23 protein-coding genes and 3 tRNA genes are annotated in these 22,595 nt (G+C 32.1%); 11 read left to right on the forward strand and 15 right to left on the reverse strand.

Annotated features, from left to right (window positions below):
- Nucleotides 1-4: 4 nt before the first annotated feature.
- From LOS86_RS09575 to LOS86_RS09615, 9 genes are all read right to left on the reverse strand, one after another.
- Nucleotides 5-409 carry an OsmC family protein gene (locus LOS86_RS09575; protein WP_231841885.1) on the reverse strand — a complete coding sequence of 135 codons (405 nt, stop codon included), beginning with the start codon at nucleotides 407-409 and terminating at the stop codon, nucleotides 5-7.
- Nucleotides 409-2,250, reverse strand: a complete 1,842-nt coding sequence (locus LOS86_RS09580; RefSeq protein WP_231841886.1) for an amino acid ABC transporter substrate-binding protein — start codon at nucleotides 2,248-2,250, stop codon at nucleotides 409-411. Before LOS86_RS09580 ends, LOS86_RS09575 begins: the two co-directional genes overlap by 1 nt.
- Nucleotides 2,251-2,416: 166 nt before the next feature.
- Nucleotides 2,417-3,949: a glutamine-hydrolyzing GMP synthase gene (guaA, locus tag LOS86_RS09585; protein WP_231841887.1), complete on the reverse strand. Its 1,533-nt coding sequence runs from the start codon at nucleotides 3,947-3,949 to the stop codon at nucleotides 2,417-2,419.
- 72 nt (nucleotides 3,950-4,021) lie between these two features.
- Nucleotides 4,022-5,200 carry an AIR synthase related protein gene (locus LOS86_RS09590; RefSeq protein ID WP_231841888.1) on the reverse strand — a complete coding sequence of 393 codons (1,179 nt, stop codon included), beginning with the start codon at nucleotides 5,198-5,200 and terminating at the stop codon, nucleotides 4,022-4,024.
- Between the two features lie 75 nt (nucleotides 5,201-5,275).
- Nucleotides 5,276-5,725, reverse strand: a complete 450-nt coding sequence (locus LOS86_RS09595; RefSeq protein ID WP_231841889.1) for a hypothetical protein — start codon at nucleotides 5,723-5,725, stop codon at nucleotides 5,276-5,278.
- Entirely contained in the window at nucleotides 5,722-6,543 is an 822-nt protein-coding gene (locus tag LOS86_RS09600) for an OmpA family protein (protein WP_231841890.1), read from the reverse strand. Before LOS86_RS09600 ends, LOS86_RS09595 begins: the two co-directional genes overlap by 4 nt.
- Nucleotides 6,544-6,585: 42 nt before the next feature.
- The gene (locus tag LOS86_RS09605) at nucleotides 6,586-7,473 is read right to left on the reverse strand and encodes an OmpA family protein (RefSeq protein WP_231841891.1); all 888 of its coding nucleotides are present in this window, start codon (nucleotides 7,471-7,473) and stop codon (nucleotides 6,586-6,588) included.
- Nucleotides 7,474-7,596: 123 nt separating this feature from the next.
- A complete protein-coding gene (locus LOS86_RS09610) occupies nucleotides 7,597-8,388 on the reverse strand; it encodes an OmpA family protein (protein WP_231841892.1) in 792 nt (263 codons plus the stop codon).
- A 76-nt stretch (nucleotides 8,389-8,464) separates the two neighbouring features.
- Nucleotides 8,465-10,651 (reverse strand): glutamine synthetase III family protein, encoded by a 2,187-nt coding sequence (locus LOS86_RS09615; protein ID WP_231841893.1) that lies wholly within the window; start codon nucleotides 10,649-10,651, stop codon nucleotides 8,465-8,467.
- A gap of 123 nt (nucleotides 10,652-10,774) precedes the next feature.
- On the opposite strand from LOS86_RS09615, the gene LOS86_RS09620 reads away from it, so the two are divergent.
- Nucleotides 10,775-11,338, forward strand: coding sequence for a DUF1543 domain-containing protein (locus LOS86_RS09620; protein ID WP_231841894.1), 564 nt, complete (start codon nucleotides 10,775-10,777; stop codon nucleotides 11,336-11,338).
- A gap of 33 nt (nucleotides 11,339-11,371) precedes the next feature.
- Here the strand turns inward: LOS86_RS09620 and LOS86_RS09625 are convergent, their stop codons facing one another.
- Nucleotides 11,372-11,890: a hypothetical protein gene (locus LOS86_RS09625; RefSeq protein ID WP_231841895.1), complete on the reverse strand. Its 519-nt coding sequence runs from the start codon at nucleotides 11,888-11,890 to the stop codon at nucleotides 11,372-11,374.
- 108 nt (nucleotides 11,891-11,998) lie between these two features.
- Between LOS86_RS09625 and LOS86_RS09630 the strand changes: the two genes are divergently transcribed.
- Nucleotides 11,999-12,139 carry a hypothetical protein gene (locus LOS86_RS09630; RefSeq protein ID WP_231841896.1) on the forward strand — a complete coding sequence of 47 codons (141 nt, stop codon included), beginning with the start codon at nucleotides 11,999-12,001 and terminating at the stop codon, nucleotides 12,137-12,139.
- Nucleotides 12,140-12,142: 3 nt separating this feature from the next.
- Nucleotides 12,143-12,514, forward strand: a complete 372-nt coding sequence (locus LOS86_RS09635) for a YchJ family protein (RefSeq protein WP_231841897.1) — start codon at nucleotides 12,143-12,145, stop codon at nucleotides 12,512-12,514.
- On the opposite strand, the gene LOS86_RS09640 is transcribed toward LOS86_RS09635, so the two are convergent.
- From LOS86_RS09640 to LOS86_RS09650, 3 genes are all read right to left on the reverse strand, one after another.
- Nucleotides 12,511-12,987 carry a GyrI-like domain-containing protein gene (locus tag LOS86_RS09640; RefSeq protein ID WP_231841898.1) on the reverse strand — a complete coding sequence of 159 codons (477 nt, stop codon included), beginning with the start codon at nucleotides 12,985-12,987 and terminating at the stop codon, nucleotides 12,511-12,513. The genes LOS86_RS09635 and LOS86_RS09640 overlap by 4 nt on opposite strands.
- A complete protein-coding gene (locus LOS86_RS09645) occupies nucleotides 12,984-13,550 on the reverse strand; it encodes a transposase (RefSeq protein WP_231841899.1) in 567 nt (188 codons plus the stop codon). Before LOS86_RS09645 ends, LOS86_RS09640 begins: the two co-directional genes overlap by 4 nt.
- A gap of 137 nt (nucleotides 13,551-13,687) precedes the next feature.
- Complete coding sequence (locus tag LOS86_RS09650) at nucleotides 13,688-17,113, reverse strand: methylmalonyl-CoA mutase family protein (protein ID WP_231841900.1); 3,426 nt, start codon at nucleotides 17,111-17,113, stop codon at nucleotides 13,688-13,690.
- A gap of 128 nt (nucleotides 17,114-17,241) precedes the next feature.
- On the opposite strand from LOS86_RS09650, the gene LOS86_RS09655 reads away from it, so the two are divergent.
- On the forward strand, nucleotides 17,242-17,952 hold the full coding sequence (locus LOS86_RS09655) for a DUF4197 domain-containing protein (protein WP_231841901.1): 711 nt from the start codon (nucleotides 17,242-17,244) through the stop codon (nucleotides 17,950-17,952).
- Nucleotides 17,953-18,181: 229 nt separating this feature from the next.
- Here the strand turns inward: LOS86_RS09655 and LOS86_RS09660 are convergent, their stop codons facing one another.
- Nucleotides 18,182-19,093 (reverse strand): FKBP-type peptidyl-prolyl cis-trans isomerase, encoded by a 912-nt coding sequence (locus LOS86_RS09660; protein WP_231841902.1) that lies wholly within the window; start codon nucleotides 19,091-19,093, stop codon nucleotides 18,182-18,184.
- Between the two features lie 78 nt (nucleotides 19,094-19,171).
- On the opposite strand from LOS86_RS09660, the gene LOS86_RS09665 reads away from it, so the two are divergent.
- From LOS86_RS09665 to LOS86_RS09675, 3 genes are read left to right on the forward strand one after another with little or no spacing between them, the layout of a single operon-like run.
- Nucleotides 19,172-19,561 (forward strand): RNA-binding S4 domain-containing protein, encoded by a 390-nt coding sequence (locus tag LOS86_RS09665; RefSeq protein ID WP_231841903.1) that lies wholly within the window; start codon nucleotides 19,172-19,174, stop codon nucleotides 19,559-19,561.
- Nucleotide 19,562: 1 nt separating this feature from the next.
- Nucleotides 19,563-20,129, forward strand: a complete 567-nt coding sequence (locus LOS86_RS09670) for a methyltransferase domain-containing protein (protein ID WP_231841904.1) — start codon at nucleotides 19,563-19,565, stop codon at nucleotides 20,127-20,129.
- 8 nt (nucleotides 20,130-20,137) lie between these two features.
- Nucleotides 20,138-20,632, forward strand: coding sequence for a phosphoribosyltransferase domain-containing protein (locus LOS86_RS09675; protein WP_231841905.1), 495 nt, complete (start codon nucleotides 20,138-20,140; stop codon nucleotides 20,630-20,632).
- Here the strand turns inward: LOS86_RS09675 and LOS86_RS09680 are convergent.
- A complete protein-coding gene (locus LOS86_RS09680; RefSeq protein WP_231841906.1) occupies nucleotides 20,624-21,139 on the reverse strand; it encodes a shikimate kinase in 516 nt (171 codons plus the stop codon). The genes LOS86_RS09675 and LOS86_RS09680 overlap by 9 nt on opposite strands.
- 129 nt (nucleotides 21,140-21,268) lie before the next feature.
- Between LOS86_RS09680 and LOS86_RS09685 the strand changes: the two genes are divergently transcribed.
- The 4 genes from LOS86_RS09685 to LOS86_RS09700 all read left to right on the forward strand — a co-directional run bounded on the left by LOS86_RS09685 (nucleotide 21,269) and on the right by LOS86_RS09700 (nucleotide 22,594).
- Nucleotides 21,269-21,341, forward strand: a tRNA-Lys gene (locus LOS86_RS09685).
- Nucleotides 21,342-21,370: 29 nt separating this feature from the next.
- Nucleotides 21,371-21,443, forward strand: a tRNA-Lys gene (locus tag LOS86_RS09690).
- Between the two features lie 45 nt (nucleotides 21,444-21,488).
- A tRNA-Leu gene (locus LOS86_RS09695) sits at nucleotides 21,489-21,571 on the forward strand.
- A 123-nt stretch (nucleotides 21,572-21,694) separates the two neighbouring features.
- Nucleotides 21,695-22,594: a MerR family transcriptional regulator gene (locus LOS86_RS09700; protein ID WP_231841907.1), complete on the forward strand. Its 900-nt coding sequence runs from the start codon at nucleotides 21,695-21,697 to the stop codon at nucleotides 22,592-22,594.
- Nucleotide 22,595: the final 1 nt, after the last annotated feature.

Genomic DNA, 22,595 nt, shown 5'->3' on the forward strand with positions numbered 1-22,595 from the left:
CAAACTACTTCCAATTAAAAACAATTTCTTTCTTAATATCCTGATGTAAACTATAAAAAACAGGACAAGTCATTGCAGTCCTTTCTAAGATGGTTTTTGTTTTTTCGTCGGGATTTATGGAAAAATTGAAGGTTACGTGAATTTCCGTAATTCTTCTTGGTTCGGTTCCCATGATTTTGGTTACTTCTGCTGTTGAACCTGAAAAATCTACGTCCAAATCTCGTGCTTTGATTCCCATAACGGTGAACATGCAACTAGCTAATCCATTGGCAACGGTGTCGGTTGGAGAAAAAGCTTCTCCTTTTCCGTTGTTGTCTAGCGGTGCATCCGAAATAATTTCAGAACCCGATTGTAAATGTATAGAAGAGGTGCGTAAATCACCTAAATATGTCAGTTTAGAAGTTGCCATTATTGTGCTTGCTTAATTGTTAAATCGCTGTCGTAATACAATAAATACGTTGCGTTATTGGTAATCATTCCATTATTTGATGTATAATCAAAAGCATTTTCAATGTATTCTGTTTTGGTTGTAGCTGCGGAATTTACAAAACCTTCTGGTTGGCAAATGCGCAACATTGCATCAAACGTTACATCAAATCCTTTTTTAGCTGCAGCATTTGGATAAATGTTATTGATTTTCTTAAATTCTTTTTCAAAAATCTTTTCTTCTGGAGTTTCGGCTACTTTAGTAATTGATGGAAATACCATTTTTAAATCGGTTAAATTTGTCATTGGGATTTCTTCAAAATTTAACGCATCATATAATTCAAATACCGCTAATTGAATATCATATTCTTTTTGTAATCCTTTTAAAATATTGGTTACATTTAATATGGTACTGGCTTTTTCAATTTCCATTAAAACAAAATTCTTTTGTCCTTTTACCAATTGTGTTTTCAAAAGAGCAACATCTAAAGCTCCTTTTTCATTGAATACAGCGTGTTTAACTTCTGGATGATTCTCTAAAATATATTCTTTTGAAGTTACTTTTTTAGAGCTAATAACTGCCACAACATTACCTTGTTTTTCTTTGAAATAATTAAACAATGTAACTTTCATCAAATCTTCTGATGGAATTGAATAATATAAATTATTCATAGGTAATCCACGTTCTTTTGATAATGGTGAAATTACTGGAATATCATATTTCGATAATAATTGAGCCGTAGTTTCTATTACAGAATTTTGAAAGGGACCAATAACAACATCAACATTTTCAAAATTATTTTTAGAAATGATAGTGGCCACATTTGAAGAATATTTAGAACTTTCTACATCATACACTTTTACATTAACTGGCAAGCCTAGTGTTTTTGCAGAATCAATTGCCATTTGCGCACCAGCATAAAAATCTAACGTTAGATTTAAAAATTTATTTGTTTTTAAATGTTCCGTTTTAGTCTTAACCGAATCTGTTTCAATTTTATTTAAATTAAATGGCAATAACAACACCATATTTTTAGATTGTGTTTTATCTACAGTTGCTAGTAAATTTACTTTTGTTTTTGCAGATAAAACCGAGTCTTTAACTTTTGAATTAAGAGTTGCTATTCCACCATTTGACGGAACTTTTATTATCATTCCAATTTTTAAACCATCCTGAATATCCGGATTTAACGTTATCAACTCAGCCTGAGCAATATCAAATTTCTTAGATAAACTATATAGCGTCTCTTTTGGTTGCACTTCATAATCAACTAAAATTGTATTGGAAGTCTTTTTTATTTGAACACCTGGCTTTAAAACTACCGTTTGCCCTACATTCAAACCTCCAATAATATGTGGATTTAATTGTTCTAATTCAGTAACTGTTAATCCATATTGAGTAGCTATTCCGTATTTTGTTTCTTTAGCAACAACCAAATGAGTAGTAGCATTTACATCCACTTTTGGTCGCGATACAATTGCTGATGATATTGACTTTAACTCTTCTGCAGAAGGTTTAGAAACAAAAATTTCCTGACCTTTCTTTAAGCCATTTTGAAGAATTGCCTTATTCCAATTTTCTAAATCACTAACCGAAACATTGTATTTTTTTGAAATTCCGTAAAGCGTTTCCTTTTCAGCAACAACATGAACAAGCGCTTTTGAAGAAGTTGTTTTAGGAATTAGTAAAGTTGTGTTTTCTTTAACTCCATTTTTTGCGTCAGGATTTAAACGATAAATATCAAAAGGAGTAACTTCATACTTTTTTGCTATTTGAAAAACGGTTTCTCCTTTAGCTACTACATGTTTAATCTGAGATTTCACTGGTAGGGCAAAGAAAAAAATCAAACTGAAAAGAAAAACAACACTTTTTATCATAATCTTAATTTAAAACAATACTAAACAAAAATTTCAATAGCAATTTATATCGTAAAAATAGAATAAAAATAATTGCTATTGAAATTTATATGTTGAATTTGAAAAATTTATTTTATTCCCATTCTATTGTTGCAGGCGGTTTTGAACTAATATCATAAACCACTCTGTTTACTCCTCTAACATTATTTATGATTTCATTTGAGACTTTCATTAAAAACTCATATGGTAAATGTACCCAATCAGCAGTCATACCATCTGTAGATTCTACAGCTCTAAGTGCCACTACTTTTTCGTAGGTACGCTCATCGCCCATTACTCCTACACTATTCACTGGCAATAAGATAGCACCTGCTTGCCAAACTTTGTCGTACAAACCGTGTTCTTTTAATCCGTTGATGAAAACTGCATCTACTTCTTGTAAAATAGCTACTTTTTCCGCTGTAATATCACCTAAAATACGAATCGCTAATCCTGGCCCTGGAAATGGATGACGTCCTAATAATTCTTCGTCGATTCCTAAACTTCTTCCTACTCTTCGAACCTCATCTTTAAACAACATACGTAAAGGTTCAACCACCTGCAATTTCATAAAATCTGGTAAACCACCTACATTGTGATGCGATTTAATTGTAGCTGATGGTCCGCCAGTTGCCGAAACTGATTCGATAACATCTGGATAAATAGTACCTTGACCTAACCATTTTACATCGGTTAATTGGTGTGCTTCATCATCAAAAACTTCAATAAACGCTTTTCCAATGGCTTTACGTTTCGCTTCTGGATCATCTAACCCAGCTAATGCATCCAAAAAGCGTGCCGAAGCATCTACTCCTTTTACATTTAAACCCATTCCTTTATACTGATTAAGTACATTTTGGAATTCGTTTTTACGTAATAATCCGTTGTTAACGAAAATACAATATAAGTTTTCTCCAATTGCTTTGTTCAATAAAACTGCTGCTACTGTTGAATCTACACCACCAGAGAGTCCTAAAACTACTTTATCGTTTCCGATTTTAGCTTTCATTTCGGCAACTACTTCTTCTACGAAAGCATTTGGTGTGAAATTTTGAGGCACTTTTGCAATTTTCACTAAGAAATTTTCCAACATTTGTTTTCCATCCACAGAATGATAAACTTCTGGGTGGAATTGAATTGCATAAGTAGTTTCGCCTTCAATTTTATATGCTGCGTTTTCTACGTCTTTTGTGCTGGCAATCATTACACCATTAGTAGGAAGTTTCTTGATTGAATCCGAATGACTCATCCAAACTTGGCTGTTTTCAGAAACACCTTCTAAAAATACTTCGTTTTCTTTGATGTATGAAAGATTCGCTCTTCCGTATTCTCTAGTGTTTGAAGCCGCTACTTCTCCACCTGAAAAATGCGCTAAATATTGTGCTCCGTAACAAATTGCTAATAATGGCAATTTTCCTCTGATTTGTGATAAATCTGGGTGCAATGCTTCTTCAGAACGAACCGAACATGGACTTCCGCCTAAGATTACCGCTTTATATGATGATAAATCTGCTGGAATTTTATCGAATGGAAAAATCTCGCAGAAAATGTTTAATTCTCTTACTCTTCGGGCAATTAATTGGGTGTATTGCGACCCGAAATCTAAAATTAATACGTTGTGTTGCATTTTATTGATGTTGTGTTGTAAATTTTAATTTCATTAAAAACAGAAAGACAAGTCATGACTTGTCTCTACAGATTAATATTCAAACGTTCCGTATTCGGATGTAATCGTTAATTTCTTACTATCTGATTTCTCTACTCTTCCTACGATTTGTGCGTCGATATTGAATGATTTCGAAATTTCGATGATGTCTTGAGCTACTTCTGCAGGAACATATAATTCCATACGGTGACCACAATTGAATACTTGGTACATTTCTTTCCAATCCGTTTTAGAATTTTCTTGAATCAGTTTAAATAATGGTGGAACTGCAAATAAATTATCTTTAATCACGTGAACATTATCTACAAAGTGAAGCACTTTTGTTTGTGCACCACCACTGCAGTGAACCATTCCGTGAATTTCGTTTGAATTGTATTTTGATAAAATCTTTTTGATTATTGGCGCATACGTTCTAGTAGGAGAAAGCACTAATTTACCAGCATCTATTGGACTATTTTCAACAGTATCTGTCAATTTAGTTTGACCTGAATACACTAATTCATTAGGAACCGAAGCATCAAAACTTTCTGGATATTTCTCAGCCAAATATTTCGCAAAAACATCATGACGAGCCGAAGTTAAACCGTTACTTCCCATTCCGCCATTGTATTCTTTTTCGTAAGTAGCTTGACCGAAAGAAGCCAGTCCTACAATAACATCTCCAGCTTGAATATTAGCATTATCAATTACATCTTCACGTTTCATTCTGGCAGTTACGGTTGAATCTACAATGATAGTTCTAACTAAATCACCTACATCAGCAGTTTCTCCACCAGTAGAATGAATGGTAACTCCGTGATTTTTTAATTCCGAAATTAATTCTTCTGTACCGTTGATGATAGCCGATATTACTTCGCCAGGAATTAAATTTTTATTTCTTCCGATAGTAGAGGAAAGTAAAATATTATCAGTTGCTCCAACACATAATAAGTCATCAATATTCATGATTAAGGCATCTTGAGCAATTCCTTTCCAAACCGAAATATCGCCAGTTTCTTTCCAATACATGTAAGCTAAGGAAGACTTTGTTCCAGCTCCATCCGCATGCATAATAATGCAGTATTGGTCGTCATTCGTTAAATAATCAGGAATAATTTTACAAAATGCTTGAGGAAATAAGCCTTTGTCGATGTTTTTGATAGCTTGGTGCACATCTTCTTTAGAAGCCGAAACTCCTCGTAAATTGTAGCGTTTGCTCGTATCAGAACTCATGAATATAGTGTGTTGTTGTTGTGGCGCAAAGATAGTTCTAAAAATTAGAATTTAGAAATCTGACTTTAGAATTTGTTAAATTTTTATCACATAAACTGTTTCCGTAATTTCTGAAGTGTTATTTGGAAACAAAACATTCTCAATTTTATAGGTTTTAAAACATTCTCCCGCACTTGATGAAACATCATAATTTACTTCAATTTCATCTGTTTGTAACGTAGTATCATTATTTAATTTAATGGTAAATGAATTATCAGTAGAATTTAAAACAGATGGGAAAATTTGAATAACATTAGCACTTTCTATGAATTTAAAAGGAATAGCCGCTTCATCTAAATCAAGAATAGTTATTTGTTGTTGGGTATAGGTAGTATTTTCAAATACATTTTCATTTGAAGCTTCATCTAGTATTTCTACAAAAAAAGAGGCTGGCGTGGGTTGGCTTCCTTCTTCACAACCATCATTACAACTTATTAGTGAAAAGAATACTACTAATACTATTAAACCTAAACTTTTTTTCATCATTTTTTACTTAAAATTTCAATTTCTACCCTACGATTTGCTGCTGCTTGTTCAGGTGTTGCTTCAGGAATTGGATATAAAGGTTGGGATACACCAAATCCTTTTGTTTTAACCCGATGTTGCTGAATACCATTATAAACGAGAAAACGTTTAATTTGTTTTGCTCTATCGGTTGACAAATTTCGGTAATCTTTATCAATACAACAAATATGTCCTTGAATTTCAATTACTAAGTCTGGATTATTTTGCATAACAAACAACAAATCATACAATGTTCCTTGTGATTCGGGCATTGTTGCGAAAGTGTTTTGATAGAAATTGATATTTTTTAACGTGATTTTTGTTCCAATTTTTGCCAACTTAACTTTTTCAGCTAAAGGAGCATCCTCAGGAATAATTACCTCTGGTTCTTCAACTTTAATTCCTAAAACTTCATTTTCCTTGTCTAAATCTTTTTCTAACAAATAATGAATGATTGCTTTTCTATTCTCGGCTTTATTTGTTGAAGTAGCTCCTTTTTCTCCAAGAGAAATACTTTTAAAATCGGGTCTTATGTTGACTTTATCTTTTACTTGATTAAAAATATGAGTCACTCTTTTTTGAGATAAAGTATCATTATATCCCGTTGAACCTACCTCATCTGTAGAGCCAGTAATTGAAAGGATTTTTGAAGTTGTATTTTCGGCAATCCATTTTTGAAGTTTAGTAGCTTCTGTTTTATTCAATTCGGATTTATTGTTGTCAAAATAAAAAGTAACTTGTTCTTGAGCAACTCCAATTTGAAACCAATAGAAAACTATAACGGAAAATAGATATTTCATTACTATACTTTTTTATGAATAAAACGAAAAATTGTGCCAAATTTAATTCTCTAAAATAAGAATTTCTACTCTACGATTTTCGTTTCGTTCTTTTTCATTTTTTTCTGGAATTTTATGAATTGGTTGCGAACTTCCAAAACTTTTATAAAGCAACCTAGAATCATCTATATCATTTGCAACCAAGTAATTATGTACCGCAATTGCACGAATTAACGCAATATCTTCTGGATCTTCACCTAATTGACAACAAATATGACCTTGAATTTCAATCTTAGCTTTTGGGTTACTAACCATAAAATCTAAAAGCTCTTCCATAACTGGCAGTGACTCAGGAACAAAAATTCCGGAACGATCATAAAAATATAAGTTCTTCATAACCAATTTATCACCAACTTTAGCATTTGCATAGCGATTAGGAATAGCTTCTAGATGAATTAATTCCTCTGGATCTACGGGCTGAAATTCTTTATTAATTTTATTAACAGGAATTGGTTCGTCTGATATTTTTTGACCTGTATAAACCTCAGGATCATCATATACTACCTTTTCTTCTTTTTTTATTTTTTCTGGAAAAACATTGTAAAAAACATCAACTCTTCTGTTATGACGACGTTCTTTTCTAGTTTGAACTCGTTCACCATAACCATTAATTTTTAAATCAGAAGTAAAAAAAATCGAGTTCTTTAATTTTAGTTGCTCATGAACCGTATGAATTCGTTTGTAAGCCAAGGTATCATTGTATTCATAAGTTCCATACCAATCACAATACCCGTTAATTACTAGAATTTCGCGAGTTTCATCTTTGTTTAACCAAGACAAAAACAATTCGTTTTGTTTAGGATTAAACGTATCTTGATCGAAATCAAAATAAAAACTAGCTTTTTCTTGTGCTGAAAGTAGTAGTCCAAACAGCAGTAATAGGTATTTCATTTTAGGGTATTTAATGTAACGAATATAAAAAAATAAAAAGGATATAAAAAACTAATTTATCAAAAAGAACTAACCACAAGTAGTAAACTTATCATTTTCAATAAATTAATAAAAAGACGAAAATTAATTAGCTACAATTTGAATTTCTACCCTTCTATTTTCATTTCTTTCATTTTCGTTATTTTCTGGAATTGTGTGAATTGGGCGGGTACTCCCAAAACTTTTATAACTCAGCCTATTTTTTGAAATTCCATTATTATAAAGGTAATTGTAAACAGCAAGCGCTCTTACTTTAGCAGTATCTTCAACATCGGTACCCATTTGACAACAAATATGACCTTGAATTTCGATTTTAAGATTCGGGTTAGATTTCATAATTTGGAGTAATTCCTCTAAAACTGGTCGCGATTCAGGAACAAAAATCCCAGAACGATTGTAGAAATGTAAATTTTTCAAAATTAACTTATCGCCTACTTTTACTGTTGTAACTTGGGAAGATAAATTATTATTCTTATTATTTTCAATAGTGTCGTCCTTATCTAATATTTCATCTAATTGTATTTCTTCATAGTAAATCTCAACTTTACGATTCAATTTTAAATCGTGATTTTGTTCGAAATTTTCGCCTTTACTAATAATTTCAATTTGCTTTTGGTCAGCAACTTTTTCGATAATATTTGATACAAATTTAGCTCTGTTGTATGCCAACGTATCGTTATAACCATTTGAAGCACGATAATCGCAATAGCCTATAAGTTTTATGAATTTGACTTTTTTATTTCTAAAGAAATCATCAAAACGAATCAGTTCCTTTAGTTTTAATTGATCAGAATCAGTATCAAAATAAACCGTGAATTTAGATTGTCCAAAAGAAATCGAACTAAAAAGAAGTAAAAGGAATAAATATTTTCTCATTATTTTATTATTTATGCCGAAAATAGAAAAACCTGTCCAAATGAACAGGTTTTTTATGAATTATTTTGTTTGAAAATTATTTCGTGAACAATAACTCTCTGTATTTTGTTAATGTCCAAAGTTCGTCGTCTACTAATAACTCTAATTTATCAGCATGGTAACGAATTTCTTCGAAGTAAGGTTTTACTTTATCACAGTAAGCTTCAGCCATTTTTTCAGTACTAGTTAAAGCATTTGCTTTTTTACGCTCTTCTGTCATTTTCTCTACTTTCGTATTGATTCCTTCAATGTGCTCAGAAATTTCTTTAATTAATGAAATTTGTTCTTTGGCTACTTTTTCGAAATCTTTTCCAAAAATTTCTTTTAGACCTTTAACGTTTTCAATTAAAACATTTTGATATTTAATAGCTGTAGGAACTACATGATTACGAGCAATATCACCTAAAACACGTCCTTCAATTTGGATTTTTTTCATGTATTCTTCCAATTCGATTTCGTAACGCGCTTCAACCTCAACATGGTTCATTACACCCATTTCTTCAAAAAGAGCAATTGTTTTTTTAGAAACTTTAGCTTTTAAAGCTTGAGGAGTTGTTTTGTGATTACTTAATCCACGTTTTTTAGCTTCTTTTTCCCAAGCATCGCTATAACCATCACCTTCAAAAAGAATAGCTTTAGTTTGCTTGATATATTCTCTTAATACATTAAAGATAGCTTCGTCTTTCTTTAAATCTTTTTTCTCGATTAACGCATCAACTTCAGCTTTGAAATCTTTTAATTGTTTTGCAACAATAGTATTTAAAGTTGTCATTGAAACCGCACAGTTTGCAGAAGAACCAACAGCTCTAAACTCGAATTTATTTCCTGTGAAAGCAAATGGAGATGTTCTGTTTCTGTCTGTATTATCTAATAAAACGTCTGGTAATTTACCTACTACGTTTAATTTTAAATCCGTTTTTTCTTCTGGAGATAATTTTCCTTTAGAAACACCTTCTAACTCCGCTAATACTTTAGTTAATTGTTGTCCAATGAAAACAGAAATAATTGCTGGTGGCGCTTCGTTAGCTCCTAAGCGGTGATCGTTACTAGCCGATGCAATTGACGCTCTTAATAACTCTTCATTATCATGTACCGCTTTAATAGTATTAATAAAGAACGTTAAAAATTGTAAGTTGCTCATTGGCGTTTTTCCTGGAGATAATAAGTTAATTCCAGTATCTGTTGCTAATGACCAGTTATTATGTTTTCCAGAACCATTAACTCCTTTAAAAGGTTTTTCATGGAATAATACTTTAAAATCATGACGTTCAGCCACTTTTTGCATTACATCCATTAATAATGAGTTGTGATCAACTGCTAAATTAATTTCTTCAAAAATTGGTGCTAACTCAAACTGATTTGGCGCAACCTCATTGTGACGTGTTTTTACTGGTATTCCTAATAACATACACTCGTTTTCTAAATCACGCATATATGTTAAAACTCGTGTAGGAATTGAACCAAAATAATGGTCGTCTAATTGTTGTCCTTTAGCAGCCGTGTGTCCTAATAAAGTTCTACCTGTAGCTAATAAATCAGGTCTTGAATTAGCTAAAGCAGTATCTACTAAGAAATATTCTTGCTCCCAACCTAATGTAGGAGTAACTCTTTTTACGTTTTTGTCGAAGTATTTTGCAACTTCAATAGCAGCAGCATCCACCGCTTGTAAAGCTCTTAACAAAGGTGTTTTGTTATCTAAAGCTTCACCTGTATACGATACAAACACTGTAGGAATACATAATGTAGTTCCAAAAATGAATGCTGGAGATGTTGGATCCCAAGCAGTATATCCTCTTGCTTCAAAAGTATTACGGATTCCACCATTTGGAAAAGAAGAAGCATCTGGTTCTTGTTGTACTAATTGACTTCCTCCAAATTTCTCAACTGGATCACTTCCATCAGGAAAAGTTTCAAAAAAAGCATCGTGCTTCTCTGCAGTAGTTCCTGTTAATGGCTGAAACCAGTGCGTATAATGTGTTACACCTTTAGATAATGCCCATTCTTTCATACCTAAAGCAATGTAGTCGGCAATTTTTCTATCTATTTTAACGCCTTCTGCAGCAGCCTTAACCGCTTTGTAAGCTTCAGGAGTTAAAAATTGTCGCATAGCTTTGTCACCAAAGACATTACTACCAAAAATAACTGATTTTCTATCCAATTCTTCTACTTGAACTGGTTTTCTGTCTGTTGCTTTTCTTAAAGCCTGAAAACGGAATGTTGACATAAGATGTGTTGTTTTTATTGTTAAACCCTTGAAAAGTTATGCAAATATATGATTTTTTTGATTTATTTACAAAAACACCCTATTTTTTTAGGGGTTAATTATCAAATTTGTTATTTTTACATCATGAAAACATTAAATTTACATATGATAATGCTTGGCTGTACCCCAAAAGGCAGGTTTACAGAACAACACGATATTTTTTTTGGAATAGGTTCAAGCGTAAAAGAATTAATTCCAGACATGAATGCTTTTTGGCCAGAAGCAAAAGGAAGAATCCATATAGATGCTTGGCAAAAAGTAACTTTTGTTGATGGATTTTCTATTGAAGTTATTGCAAAAGATGAAAAACAAGAACAAGAAGAACAATTGTTCTTTTTGAATTTAGGTGGCTATAAAGAAGGTGATTTTGAAGAATACCATTACAAAATTTTAGTTGTTGCTAAAACAAAAGCCGAAGCCATTAAAAAAGCCAAACAAACTACATTTTACAAACATTACGGATTTAAAGGAGCCGAATCGCACATTGATGACAAATATGGCGTTGATGTAGATGACATTCATAATATAGAAGAAATTCTTTCGGAGAAATTCAAATCGCAATACCGTTTAAAAATAACAAAAGCCAACGCGGTTTTAGAAGATGAAAAACACATTGGCTATTTAAAAATTGATAAAGTATCCGTATAAAAAAAGAGCTATCATGATGATAGCTCTTTGTATTTAAAGACTTTTTATATTATTAGGATTGATTCCGTAAGCTTGAATTACCGCATCATAATCATTTAAATCTACTTGCGTAGCACTTCTATTAGAAAAATAACCTGGGACAATTACAATTCTGAAAGTTTGATTGTAAATAAACTCAGGAGTTTCTGCCAAATTATAAGTACCACCTGCATAAATAGTAAAATCCTCTCTACTAAAATCATAATCATAATCTAATTCATCACCACCACTTAAATATATAGTTCTAGGAATTAATTGCCAAACTGGAGTATTTGAATCAATTAAATCAGACATTCTATAAATTAAAATATTATCTGAAGCATAAATTTGAGGATTTAAAGTTCTGTAAATAAAATATCCTCCTGTTGAACTATTATAACTAAAATTTACATTTCTTAATTCAAAAACCTCAGCTATAGTATCATTATCAACATGATCGTGTTCCTCATTAATTGTACAACTTTGTAGTGTTATCATCCCGATAAAAGCTATCAATAAAGTAATCTTCTTCATAATATTTTAATTTTTAAGTTATTTCTTATGTAAATATAACCAATTGTTGTGCCAAACTTTATAATATTTATTTTTTGTACATTTGAAACGCTTAAAAAGTCCATAAAAATGGGGAGAAATAATCCAAAAAACATCAAAGCGCACAACAACAAATTGCACAAAGAGCAAGCAAAAGAAAAAGCGAAAAAGAATGCTCGTGCCGAAAAATTAAAAGAAATCGCTAGAAAATTTAACGAATCTAAATCGTAATTTATGTCGAATTGTTATTGCGGAAATTCAATTTCATTTAATGATTGTTGTGAACCTTATATTAAAGGGATAAAAAAAGCACCAACAGCAGAAACTTTAATGCGTTCTCGTTACAGCGCTTTTGCAACAGGTGCTGCAGATTATTTGGTAAACACAACTCATATTTCTAAAAGACGCTTCCACAACAAAAAAGATATATTAACCTGGAGTCAGGCAAATAAATGGTTAAAATTAGAAGTTTTAGCTTCAACTGAAACCACGGTAACCTTCAAAGCTTATTATTTAGACGAAAATTTAAAAGCACAAGTGCATTACGAACACTCAACATTTAAATTAGAAGATGGGAAATGGTTTTATGTAGATGGAGAATATTAGATTTTTTTCTTAATTGGAATCCAAATTTCCTCTTCCGAATCAGGACTATCGTTTTTATACATCTCACCCAAAATTTCAAAATGAGGTCGATTATCTAATTCATATTCCGAATTAGGCAACCAAATACCGAAAATATAACTAAAGGTTTCTCTAGCTTTTACTGCATCACCAACGTGATTAAAAACTGCATACAAACCTTCTTCTACTATTAATTTTTGCATTCCTTCAGGAATAAAATCAAAATCTGTTACAGGAACTACAGCCCATTTCACAAATTCGGTTTGTGGATTGAAATCAAAATTTTCGGGATTGATTTGAATGTTGAATAAATCTTTACCTATCGTATTTCGAATTTCATTTCTTCTAGGCATAAATTCCCCCCATAATTCCCCTATTCGATAATCTGAATACGAAAATTGACTATTTATTCCGATGAATTTTGTAGTTGGAAAGGTTTTTATTGTTGGCTTCATAAATTATAAAATGTATCTTCTTTCCATTTTAACGGATTTTGTTCGATATAATTTTGAATGGTATTAAATGATTTCGAATTCCGAAAAATATGATCGTGAAATCGGGTTTGCCAGGCGAAATTAGGGTTGATTTGACGTGACATTTTGGTCACAATTGATTTATATGAACCTACAATCGATGAAATGGTATTTTTTCCCTGATTTTGAAAACGGGATGAACCAATAATTGAATTGGTATGAATTGTAGAGACAAGGCATTGCCTTGTCTCTACAAATGATTCATCATTCGTTTTATCAATAATCAAAATCCCATGAACATGATTTGGCATCACCACAAAATTTCCTAATTCTACCATTGAAAAATGATTGGGTATTTCATACCAAAATTTTTCTGCCAATTTTCCTATTTCGGATAATTGCATTTCTTGATTTTTAATATGACCAAAAAAATGATGTCGATTTTGCGTACAAATGGTGATAAAATAGGCACCATTATTGGAATAATCCCACGTTTGTAGACGCGCAGAGGAAATGCGGTATTTGTTTTTAAATTTATTTTGCATGGCGTGTAATGTTATATCGAATTACGAAATAATTAAAATATTTTGGGAATTGGAAATAATTTTGATTTTTTTTGAATTCATTCAAAAAAAAAGAGACGCGATAAATCGCGTCTCTACAAATGATTATAATTGAAATATTACATATTTCTTCGGTACTGACCACCCACCTCGAATAATGCGCTGGTGATTTGCCCTAACGAACACACCTTAGCTGCATCCATTAATTTTTCAAAAATGTTTTGATTTTGAATCGCTGCCTCTTGAATGATTGAAATTTGATTTTCTACTTCTTTCGCTTTGGCTTGATGTAAATTCTCTAATGTTTGGATTTGGAATTGTTTTTCCTCCTCTGTAGCACGAATTACTTCTGCTGGAATCACTGTTGGCGAACCTTTTGAACTTAAGAAGGTATTTACTCCAATAATTGGGAATTCTCCAGTATGTTTCAAAGTTTCGTAATACAATGATTCTTCTTGAATTTTACTTCTTTGGTACATGGTTTCCATAGCACCAAGAACTCCTCCTCTTTCTGTGATTCTATCAAATTCAGCTAAAACCGCTTCTTCAACTAAATCAGTTAATTCTTCAATAATGAACGAACCTTGGATTGGGTTTTCGTTTTTAGCTAAACCTAATTCTTTATTAATAATCAACTGAATTGCCATTGCACGACGTACTGATTCTTCTGTTGGAGTCGTAATTGCCTCATCATAAGCATTCGTGTGTAACGAGTTACAGTTATCGTAAATCGCGTACAACGCTTGTAAAGTCGTACGAATATCATTGAAATCAATCTCTTGCGCGTGTAACGAACGTCCAGACGTTTGAATGTGATATTTCAACATTTGCGCTCTTTCGTTAGCTCCGTATTTGTTTTTCATGGCTTTTGCCCAAATCTTACGAGCTACACGACCAATTACCGCATATTCAGGATCAATTCCGTTTGAGAAAAAGAACGATAAATTCGGACCGAAGTCATTGATATTCATTCCTCTACTTAAATAATATTCCACGTAAGTGAAACCATTCGCTAAAGTAAATGCTAACTGCGTAATTGGATTTGCTCCAGCTTCGGCAATGTGATAACCTGAAATCGAAACCGAATAAAAGTTACGTACATTTTGTTTGATGAAATATTCTTGAACGTCTCCCATCAAACGCAACGCAAATTCTGTTGAGAAAATACAAGTATTTTGTGCTTGGTCTTCTTTTAAAATATCCGCTTGAACCGTTCCACGAACTTGTGCTAACGTCTTCACTTTGATATCTTGATACACATCCGCTGGTAACACTTGGTCTCCCGTTACACCTAAAAGCAACAATCCTAAACCATTGTTTCCTTCTGGTAATTCTCCGTTGTATCTTGGTCTTTCTAAACCTTTATCGTCGTAAAGTTCTTTTTTCTTTTTCTCAACTTCGGCTTCTAAACCGTTTTCTTTGATGTATTTTTCACAGTTTTGGTCGATAGCAGCATTCATAAAAAATCCTAACAACATGGGTGCTGGACCATTAATTGTCATAGAAACGGATGTCGCTGGGTGACTTAAATCGAAACCAGAGTATAATTTCTTAGCATCGTCTAAACAACAAATAGAAACTCCTGCATTACCAATTTTACCATAAATATCAGGTCTGTGGTCTGGGTCATTTCCGTATAACGTTACCGAGTCGAATGCTGTAGATAAACGTTTTGCTGGCATTCCCAAAGAAACATAATGGAAACGACGATTGGTTCGTTCTGGACCTCCTTCTCCTGCAAACATACGCGTTGGATCTTCTCCTTCACGTTTGAAAGGATATAATCCAGATGCAAAAGGAAATTCTCCCGGTACGTTCTCTTGTAAATTCCATTTTAAGATATCACCCCAAGCTTGGTATTTAGGTAAGGCTACTTTTGGAATTTGTGAATGCGATAACGATTCGGTATGCGTTTCAATTTTGATTTCTTTATCACGAACTTTGAACGAATAGACCGGATTTTTGTATTTGTTTACTTTTTCTTCCCAAGTCAATAAAATCTCCCAATTGTATGGGTCTAAATTCATTTTTACTCGGTCGAATTCTTTCAATAACAATCCTAAGAAATCTTTGTTGCTATCATTTATTTTTAACGAACTTTCAATAATTCCTGCTTTATCAATTTGAGGTAAATTTCCGTTAACTGATTCAATGGTTTTGAAAATTCCGTATAATTTTTGCGCTACTTCTACTTGTGTTAAAGCAGTTTCGTCATATTTTCTATTGTTTTCTGCAATTTCAGATAAATAACGAGTTCTGTGAGGCGGAATTACGAAGATTTTCTCACTCATTTCACGCGTAATTTGGAAAGTAGATTTTAAATCCGAACCTGTTTTCTCCACAATCTTATCCATGATAGATTTGTAAAGCGTATTCATTCCTGGATCGTTGAATTGCGATGCGATAGTTCCAAAAATTGGCATCTTATCGGTATCTACATCCCAAAGATTATGATTGCGTTGGTATTGTTTTTTCACATCACGAATTGCATCTAAAGCCCCACGTTTATCAAATTTATTTAATGCTACTAAATCAGCGAAATCCAACATATCAATTTTCTCTAACTGCGTTGCAGCACCAAATTCAGGTGTCATTACATATAGAGAAACGTCTGAATGGTCAAGAATTTCAGTATCCGATTGTCCAATTCCTGAAGTTTCTAAAATGATTAAATCATATTTAGCCGCTTTCAACACTTGAATCGCTTCGGCTACATATTTTGATAAGGCTAAATTCGATTGACGAGTTGCTAACGAACGCATGTAAACACGAGAATTGTTAATCGCATTCATACGAATTCTATCACCTAACAAAGCACCACCAGTTTTACGTTTTGATGGATCCACCGAAATTAATCCGATTGTTTTTTCTGGGAAATCGATTAAAAATCTTCTAACTAATTCGTCTACTAATGAAGATTTTCCAGCACCACCTGTCCCCGTAATACCTAAAACTGGAATTTTAGAAGTTTCGTTTGCGGCGTGAATTTTATCTAACGTTTCTTTCGCAATTTCAGGGAAATTTTCAGCAGCAGAAATTACACGAGCAATCGCTCTTGGATTTTTCTCTTCTAAATGTTCCGCTTCTCCATTTAACACATCTCCGACAGGAAAATCTGCTTTTTGAACCAAGTCGTTAATCATGCCTTGTAATCCCATAGCACGACCATCATCTGGAGAATAAATTTTAGTGATTCCGTAAGCATGTAACTCTTCGATTTCAGAAGGAAGAATTACACCTCCACCTCCACCAAATATTTTGATATGACCTGCTCCTTTTTCTTTAAGCAAATCGTACATGTATTTGAAATATTCGTTATGACCACCTTGATAAGATGTCATAGCAATTGCATTTGCATCTTCCTGAATGGCAGTATTTACTACTTCTTCCACGCTTCTATCATGTCCAAGGTGAATTACCTCAACACCTGTAGCTTGAATAATTCTACGCATGATATTAATAGCTGCATCATGTCCATCAAAAAGTGACGCTGCGGTCACAATTCTTACTTTATTTTTAGGAATATAAGGAGTTTGTAGTTCCATATGTAATTTTTGTTCATTTTTGAGGGTGCAATTTACGAATTTAATAATTTTATTCCCCTCAAATTTTATATAAAATTCAGTCAAAAATTGGCACTATCTTTGTAAAACAGTAAGTAAAATATAAAAAAATGAAAAAAATCTTTCTTAGCCTAGCCGTTTTCAGTTTATTTAGTTGTGCTGAAATGCAACAAGTATTAGATCAATTACCTCAAGGAACAACCGGAATTAGCCAAATTGAAATTGGTAATGGTTTAAAAGAAGCTTTAAACAATGGAATATCCAAACAAGTATCAAAATTAACTGCAACAGATGGTTTCTTTAAAAATGAAGCCGTTAAAATTTTATTACCTCAAGAATTACAAGTGGTTGATAAAAAATTACGTCAGATAGGCATGAGCAAATTAGCCGATGAAGGATTGAAAGTCTTAAATCGTGCTGCAGAAGACGCGGTTAAAGAAGCTACTCCTATTTTTGTAGATGCTGTTAAACAAATGACATTCAATGATGCGAAAAACATTTTGATGGGGAACGAAAACTCAGCTACTACATATTTGCAAAATACAACCTCAAATGCATTATACATAAAATTCAACCCAGTGATAAAAAATTCATTTGCCAAAGTTGGTGCTGATAAAGTTTGGAATAATATAATTACAAAATACAATTCTATTCCGTTAGTTACTAAAGTAAATCCTGATTTAACCGATTACACTACTAACAAAGCTATGGAAGGTGTTTTTAAAATGATTGCGGTTGAAGAAAAGGAAATTCGTAACAACCTAAACGCTAGAAGTTCCGATTTATTAAAACGAGTTTTTGCTTTACAAGACAAAAAATAATAAAAAACGGATTATACTTTTATAGAAAAAACGTTTTCGTAAAATTTTAATAATCAATAACATAAGTATAACATTACCTTAACATAAGAATTCAAAAAAAGGTAAGACATTTGCAAAGTAATAAGAGAATGTTTCTCATTTAGTTAGGGTTAGTTTAGAAAAAATCACTCCGATGCAAATCGGAGTTTTTTTGTATAAAAAAGACCGATTTGCATCGGTCTTTGAAATTTTATCTACATTCAGGAGTAAGATGTACCTTTATACCTGTGGAATTACACAAAGGTATATTAGCAAAATCATAATATTGAACCGGATCAGTACCAGGAATTTCTCTTTCTTTTTTTGTTAACACACCATCTGCATCATCATCAACATCAATATAATCTGGACGGCCATCTCCATCAGTATCTATAGCATCTTCATCAAAATCAGGTCCGTATTCATACATAGACAAAATACCATCACGATCATGATCTCTTCTTCTTAAATTATATAATTTAAAATTAAAAATGAGTGGCGAATAAGAAGGAATTGAAGAAAAACCTGAGCTAAAATAAGCTAATCCAGAAGGAAGAAACATAACCCCAGCACCAAAATCATTGAAAGATAAACTACCATCGGTCATAGAAGTAAAAGTTCCTATTTTAAAAAGTGGCATTATATGAGCCCAACCTCTAATAACTTCATCTAAAGACAACCATATTGGGCTTTGTTTACTATCAAAAACTGTTTGTGTATATGTATCCACATTATCAACCGTTGTTTTTGAAAAACTAAAACCTTTATATGATACAAAAGAAGAATCAACTCGGGTAATATTTTCACCAGAACCTTCTCTTAAGTTCAAATAATAAACTTTATACGTTATATCATGCAAATCAACCTCTTTAAAAGTTAATTCAGGCATTGCAGAAATTGGGGTTTGAGTACCGCCATCTGGAATTTGTGTAAAAGTTGTATTGTAATCGGCATCAACTGTTACATAATGTGTATCTAAAAAATCTTCAATCTCAGCTATATCTTCTGCATAAACTTCATCATAAGGCCTATCAGGAGTTAAAGAAACACTATCCTCATTTTGACATGAAATCAAACTCGTTAAAAACCCTAAAGCAAATACAATTTTATAAAAACTCTTCATTATGTTATTTTTTTGTGCGCAAGATACAATTTTCATTTATTTTTGTAGAAATATTAACATGGTTTTTTGAATTATATTATGCGAATTGATAAACTTTTATGGTGCTTGCGATATTACAAAACTCGAAGTATTGCAGCAGAGGCAGTTAAAAAAGGTCATGTTACCGTTAATGGTCAAGTAGCAAAAGCATCTAGAGAGATATTCCCAATAGATAAAATTACACTTAGAAAAGACCAAATCAACTACAAATTAACGATTTTAGATATTCCTCAAAATCGATTAGGAGCAAAACTTGTTGATATGTATCGAAAAGACGAAACTCCAAAAGAAGCATTTGAGCATTTAGAATTATTGAAGTTGTCAAAAGAACACTATCGTGCACATGGAACAGGTCGTCCTACAAAAAAAGAACGAAGAGATATCGACGACTATTTAGATGACAATCTTGAAACCGAAGAATTTGAATAAAATGAATTACTGGGAAGAACGCTATAAAAAAGGAGAAACGGGTTGGGATACAGGAACAATTACAACGCCATTAAAAGAATACATCGACCAATTAACCGACAAAAATCTTAAAATTTTAATTCCAGGTGCCGGAAATGGTTATGAATTTGACTATTTAGTTGAAAATGGATTTCAAAATGTATACGTGATTGATATTGCCGAAACCCCTTTACGTAACATCAAATCGAGAAAACCTGAATTTGCATCACATTTGATTCATTCTGATTTTTTTGCTTTAGAAAATACTTTCGATTTAATCTTAGAACAAACGTTTTTCTGTGCTTTACCGCCAAAAATGCGCCTACAATATGTTGAAAAAATGGCTTCGCTTTTAAATCCTAATGGAAAATTAGCAGGACTATTATTTGATTTTCCTTTAACAGCTGAAGGTCCCCCATTTGGAGGTTCTGTAACCGAATATTTGAATCTGTTTTCAGACAAATTCAACATAAAAACACTAGAAAAAGCATATAATTCGATTAAGCCACGAGAAAATAAGGAACTCTTTTTTATCTTTGAGGTCAAATAACAACACACATGGAAAATATTATTTTAACACACGAAGAAATCAAACACAAAACCAAACGAATTGCTTACCAAATTTTCGAAACATTCGTAAATGAAGAGGAAGTAATTTTAGCAGGAATTGCTAATAACGGGTATATTTTTGCCCAAAAAGTTGCTGCAGAACTAGCTTTGATATCGGATTTAAAAATAACACTTTGTGAAGTTAAAATAAACAAACAAAATCCTCAAGAATCAATAAACACTTCAATACCTAGTGAATATTATAAAAATAAAGGATTAGTACTTATTGATGATGTTCTTAATTCAGGAACTACCTTAATTTATGGCGTAAAACACTTTTTAGAAGTTCCTTTAAGCAAATTTAAAACTGCTGTTTTAGTAGATAGAAATCATAAAAAATATCCAGTAAAAGCTGATTTTAAAGGATTATCATTATCGACTTCCTTACAAGAACACATTCAAGTTGTTTTTGAAGAAAATAATTCGTTTGCTTATCTAAATTAAAAGTGCTTTAATTTCATTTGAAATTTGTTCAACAGATTTATCATCATTATTTACTATTTTATTGGCTTGATGATAATAAAAATTTCTATCAAATAAATGCTTGTTGATAAAATCCTTTAAAGTAACCTCATCTTGATTATGAAGTAAAGGGCGTTTAGCTTTTTCTTTAATTAATCGACTTACCAATGTATCAACAGACGCTTTTAAATAAACAGAAAAAACGCCTTCTTGAAGTAATAACTCATGATTGTTGTAATAACATGGAGTTCCTCCGCCTAAACTTAGAATAAAAGGTTCTTTTTTATCTAAAAACTTTTTCAATATTTCATTTTCTTTTTTGCGAAAATAGATTTCACCTCTAGTTTGAAACAATTCAGTAATTGATTTTTGAGTTTCTTTTTCAATCTCTTGATCCAAATCATAGAACGGAATTTGAAGGCTTTCAGCTAAAAAAGCCCCTATTACCGACTTACCACACCCCATGTAACCTAATAAAACTATTTTCATAAATAAATAATACCCTATAAATTAAAGGGTTAAGAAATTAATTGTAAAAAAAGACAAATTTATAAGAAAATCCCATTGCAAAATAAATAAATGTTTTTATATTTGCACCCGCATTCAAGGAAATAAAATGACTTGGTAGCTCAGCTGGTAGAGCACATCACTTTTAATGATGGGGTCCTGGGTTCGAATCCCAGCCAGGTCACTATATAAAACTTATTTCTTGAACGCACCGACTTGGTAGCTCAGCTGGTAGAGCACATCACTTTTAATGATGGGGTCCTGGGTTCGAATCCCAGCCAGGTCACAGAAAATCTTAAAGACGTTGCATTGCAACGTCTTTGTTTTTTATGGCCAAGTGGAGAAACGGTAGACTCGCCATCTTGAGGGGGTGGTGCTCGTAAGGGCGTGAGGGTTCAAATCCCTCCTTGGTCACTAATTTAATCTTTCCTTACTAGTTTTGTTTAAGATATTTTATTAAATATTAAACATTTTTTGTTGAAATTATTTTTTTGTTTACTTTTTTTATTATTTTTGTTAAACAAAAGGAAATGAGAAATGAACAACGTCAAAAATGTTTTCAGTATTAAAGATTTAGAAAATCTTTCAGGAATTAAAGCTCACACCATTCGAATTTGGGAAAAAAGATATAATGTTTTAGAACCTATGCGTTCTGATACTAATATCCGATCTTATGATATTAAGAATTTACAAAAATTATTAAATATCGTTTTACTCCATAATTACGGATACAAGATTTCTAAAATTGGAACATTAACACAAGATCAAATAAACCAACTTGCCAACGATATTATATCTGAAAAAAGTGCAAAAAATCATGCTATTAGCACTTTCAAGATGGCGATGATGAATTTCGATCAATCGTTGTTTTTCAATACTTACAATCAATTATTGAGTGAGAAATCATTTCGTGAAGTATTTTATACTGTTTTTATCCCATTAATGCAAGAAATAGGATTTCTTTGGCAAACTGAAACCATTTCACCAGCACACGAACATTTTATTAGTTATTTAATTAAACAAAAACTTTTAATTAATACCGAAAAAGTTCAGATATTAGAACCTACAAGAACAGATAAAGTTTTTGTATTGTTTTTGCCTTTAAATGAAGTTCACGAACTAGGATTAATGTATTTAAATTATGAAATCTTACTAAAAGGATATCAAACCATTTACTTAGGAGAAAGTATCCCAACCGATAGTTTATTAGATTTGATTAATTCCTACGAAAAAATATCCTTTGTTAGTTACCTAACTGTTGAGCCTAATCAGGATGAAATAGACAATTATATGATTGACATTCAAGCTAAGTTAATTGAAAAAACCAATCATGAACTGCTATTATTAGGCAGAATGACACAGTCTATTTCATCTAAAGTCATCAAAAAGAACGTACGTATATTTAATAGTATAGAAGAACTTTCAAATACCTTATAAA

This window comes from Flavobacterium cyclinae (genome assembly GCF_021172145.1).
Taxonomy (GTDB): Bacteria; Bacteroidota; Bacteroidia; order Flavobacteriales; family Flavobacteriaceae; genus Flavobacterium; species Flavobacterium cyclinae.

Coding starts and splice junctions, on each gene's coding strand:
- LOS86_RS09575 (WP_231841885.1), bottom strand. CDS start 409: ATGGCAACTTCTAAACTGACATATTTAGGTGATTTACGCACCTCTTCT.
- guaA (WP_231841887.1), bottom strand. CDS start 3,949: ATGCAACACAACGTATTAATTTTAGATTTCGGGTCGCAATACACCCAA.
- LOS86_RS09590 (WP_231841888.1), bottom strand. CDS start 5,200: ATGAGTTCTGATACGAGCAAACGCTACAATTTACGAGGAGTTTCGGCT.
- LOS86_RS09595 (WP_231841889.1), bottom strand. CDS start 5,725: ATGATGAAAAAAAGTTTAGGTTTAATAGTATTAGTAGTATTCTTTTCA.
- LOS86_RS09600 (WP_231841890.1), bottom strand. CDS start 6,543: ATGAAATATCTATTTTCCGTTATAGTTTTCTATTGGTTTCAAATTGGA.
- LOS86_RS09605 (WP_231841891.1), bottom strand. CDS start 7,473: ATGAAATACCTATTACTGCTGTTTGGACTACTACTTTCAGCACAAGAA.
- LOS86_RS09610 (WP_231841892.1), bottom strand. CDS start 8,388: ATGAGAAAATATTTATTCCTTTTACTTCTTTTTAGTTCGATTTCTTTT.
- LOS86_RS09615 (WP_231841893.1), bottom strand. CDS start 10,651: ATGTCAACATTCCGTTTTCAGGCTTTAAGAAAAGCAACAGACAGAAAA.
- LOS86_RS09620 (WP_231841894.1), top strand. CDS start 10,775: ATGAAAACATTAAATTTACATATGATAATGCTTGGCTGTACCCCAAAA.
- LOS86_RS09625 (WP_231841895.1), bottom strand. CDS start 11,890: ATGAAGAAGATTACTTTATTGATAGCTTTTATCGGGATGATAACACTA.
- LOS86_RS09630 (WP_231841896.1), top strand. CDS start 11,999: ATGGGGAGAAATAATCCAAAAAACATCAAAGCGCACAACAACAAATTG.
- LOS86_RS09635 (WP_231841897.1), top strand. CDS start 12,143: ATGTCGAATTGTTATTGCGGAAATTCAATTTCATTTAATGATTGTTGT.
- LOS86_RS09640 (WP_231841898.1), bottom strand. CDS start 12,987: ATGAAGCCAACAATAAAAACCTTTCCAACTACAAAATTCATCGGAATA.
- LOS86_RS09645 (WP_231841899.1), bottom strand. CDS start 13,550: ATGCAAAATAAATTTAAAAACAAATACCGCATTTCCTCTGCGCGTCTA.
- LOS86_RS09650 (WP_231841900.1), bottom strand. CDS start 17,113: ATGGAACTACAAACTCCTTATATTCCTAAAAATAAAGTAAGAATTGTG.
- LOS86_RS09655 (WP_231841901.1), top strand. CDS start 17,242: ATGAAAAAAATCTTTCTTAGCCTAGCCGTTTTCAGTTTATTTAGTTGT.
- LOS86_RS09660 (WP_231841902.1), bottom strand. CDS start 19,093: ATGAAGAGTTTTTATAAAATTGTATTTGCTTTAGGGTTTTTAACGAGT.
- LOS86_RS09665 (WP_231841903.1), top strand. CDS start 19,172: ATGCGAATTGATAAACTTTTATGGTGCTTGCGATATTACAAAACTCGA.
- LOS86_RS09670 (WP_231841904.1), top strand. CDS start 19,563: ATGAATTACTGGGAAGAACGCTATAAAAAAGGAGAAACGGGTTGGGAT.
- LOS86_RS09675 (WP_231841905.1), top strand. CDS start 20,138: ATGGAAAATATTATTTTAACACACGAAGAAATCAAACACAAAACCAAA.
- LOS86_RS09680 (WP_231841906.1), bottom strand. CDS start 21,139: ATGAAAATAGTTTTATTAGGTTACATGGGGTGTGGTAAGTCGGTAATA.
- LOS86_RS09700 (WP_231841907.1), top strand. CDS start 21,695: ATGAACAACGTCAAAAATGTTTTCAGTATTAAAGATTTAGAAAATCTT.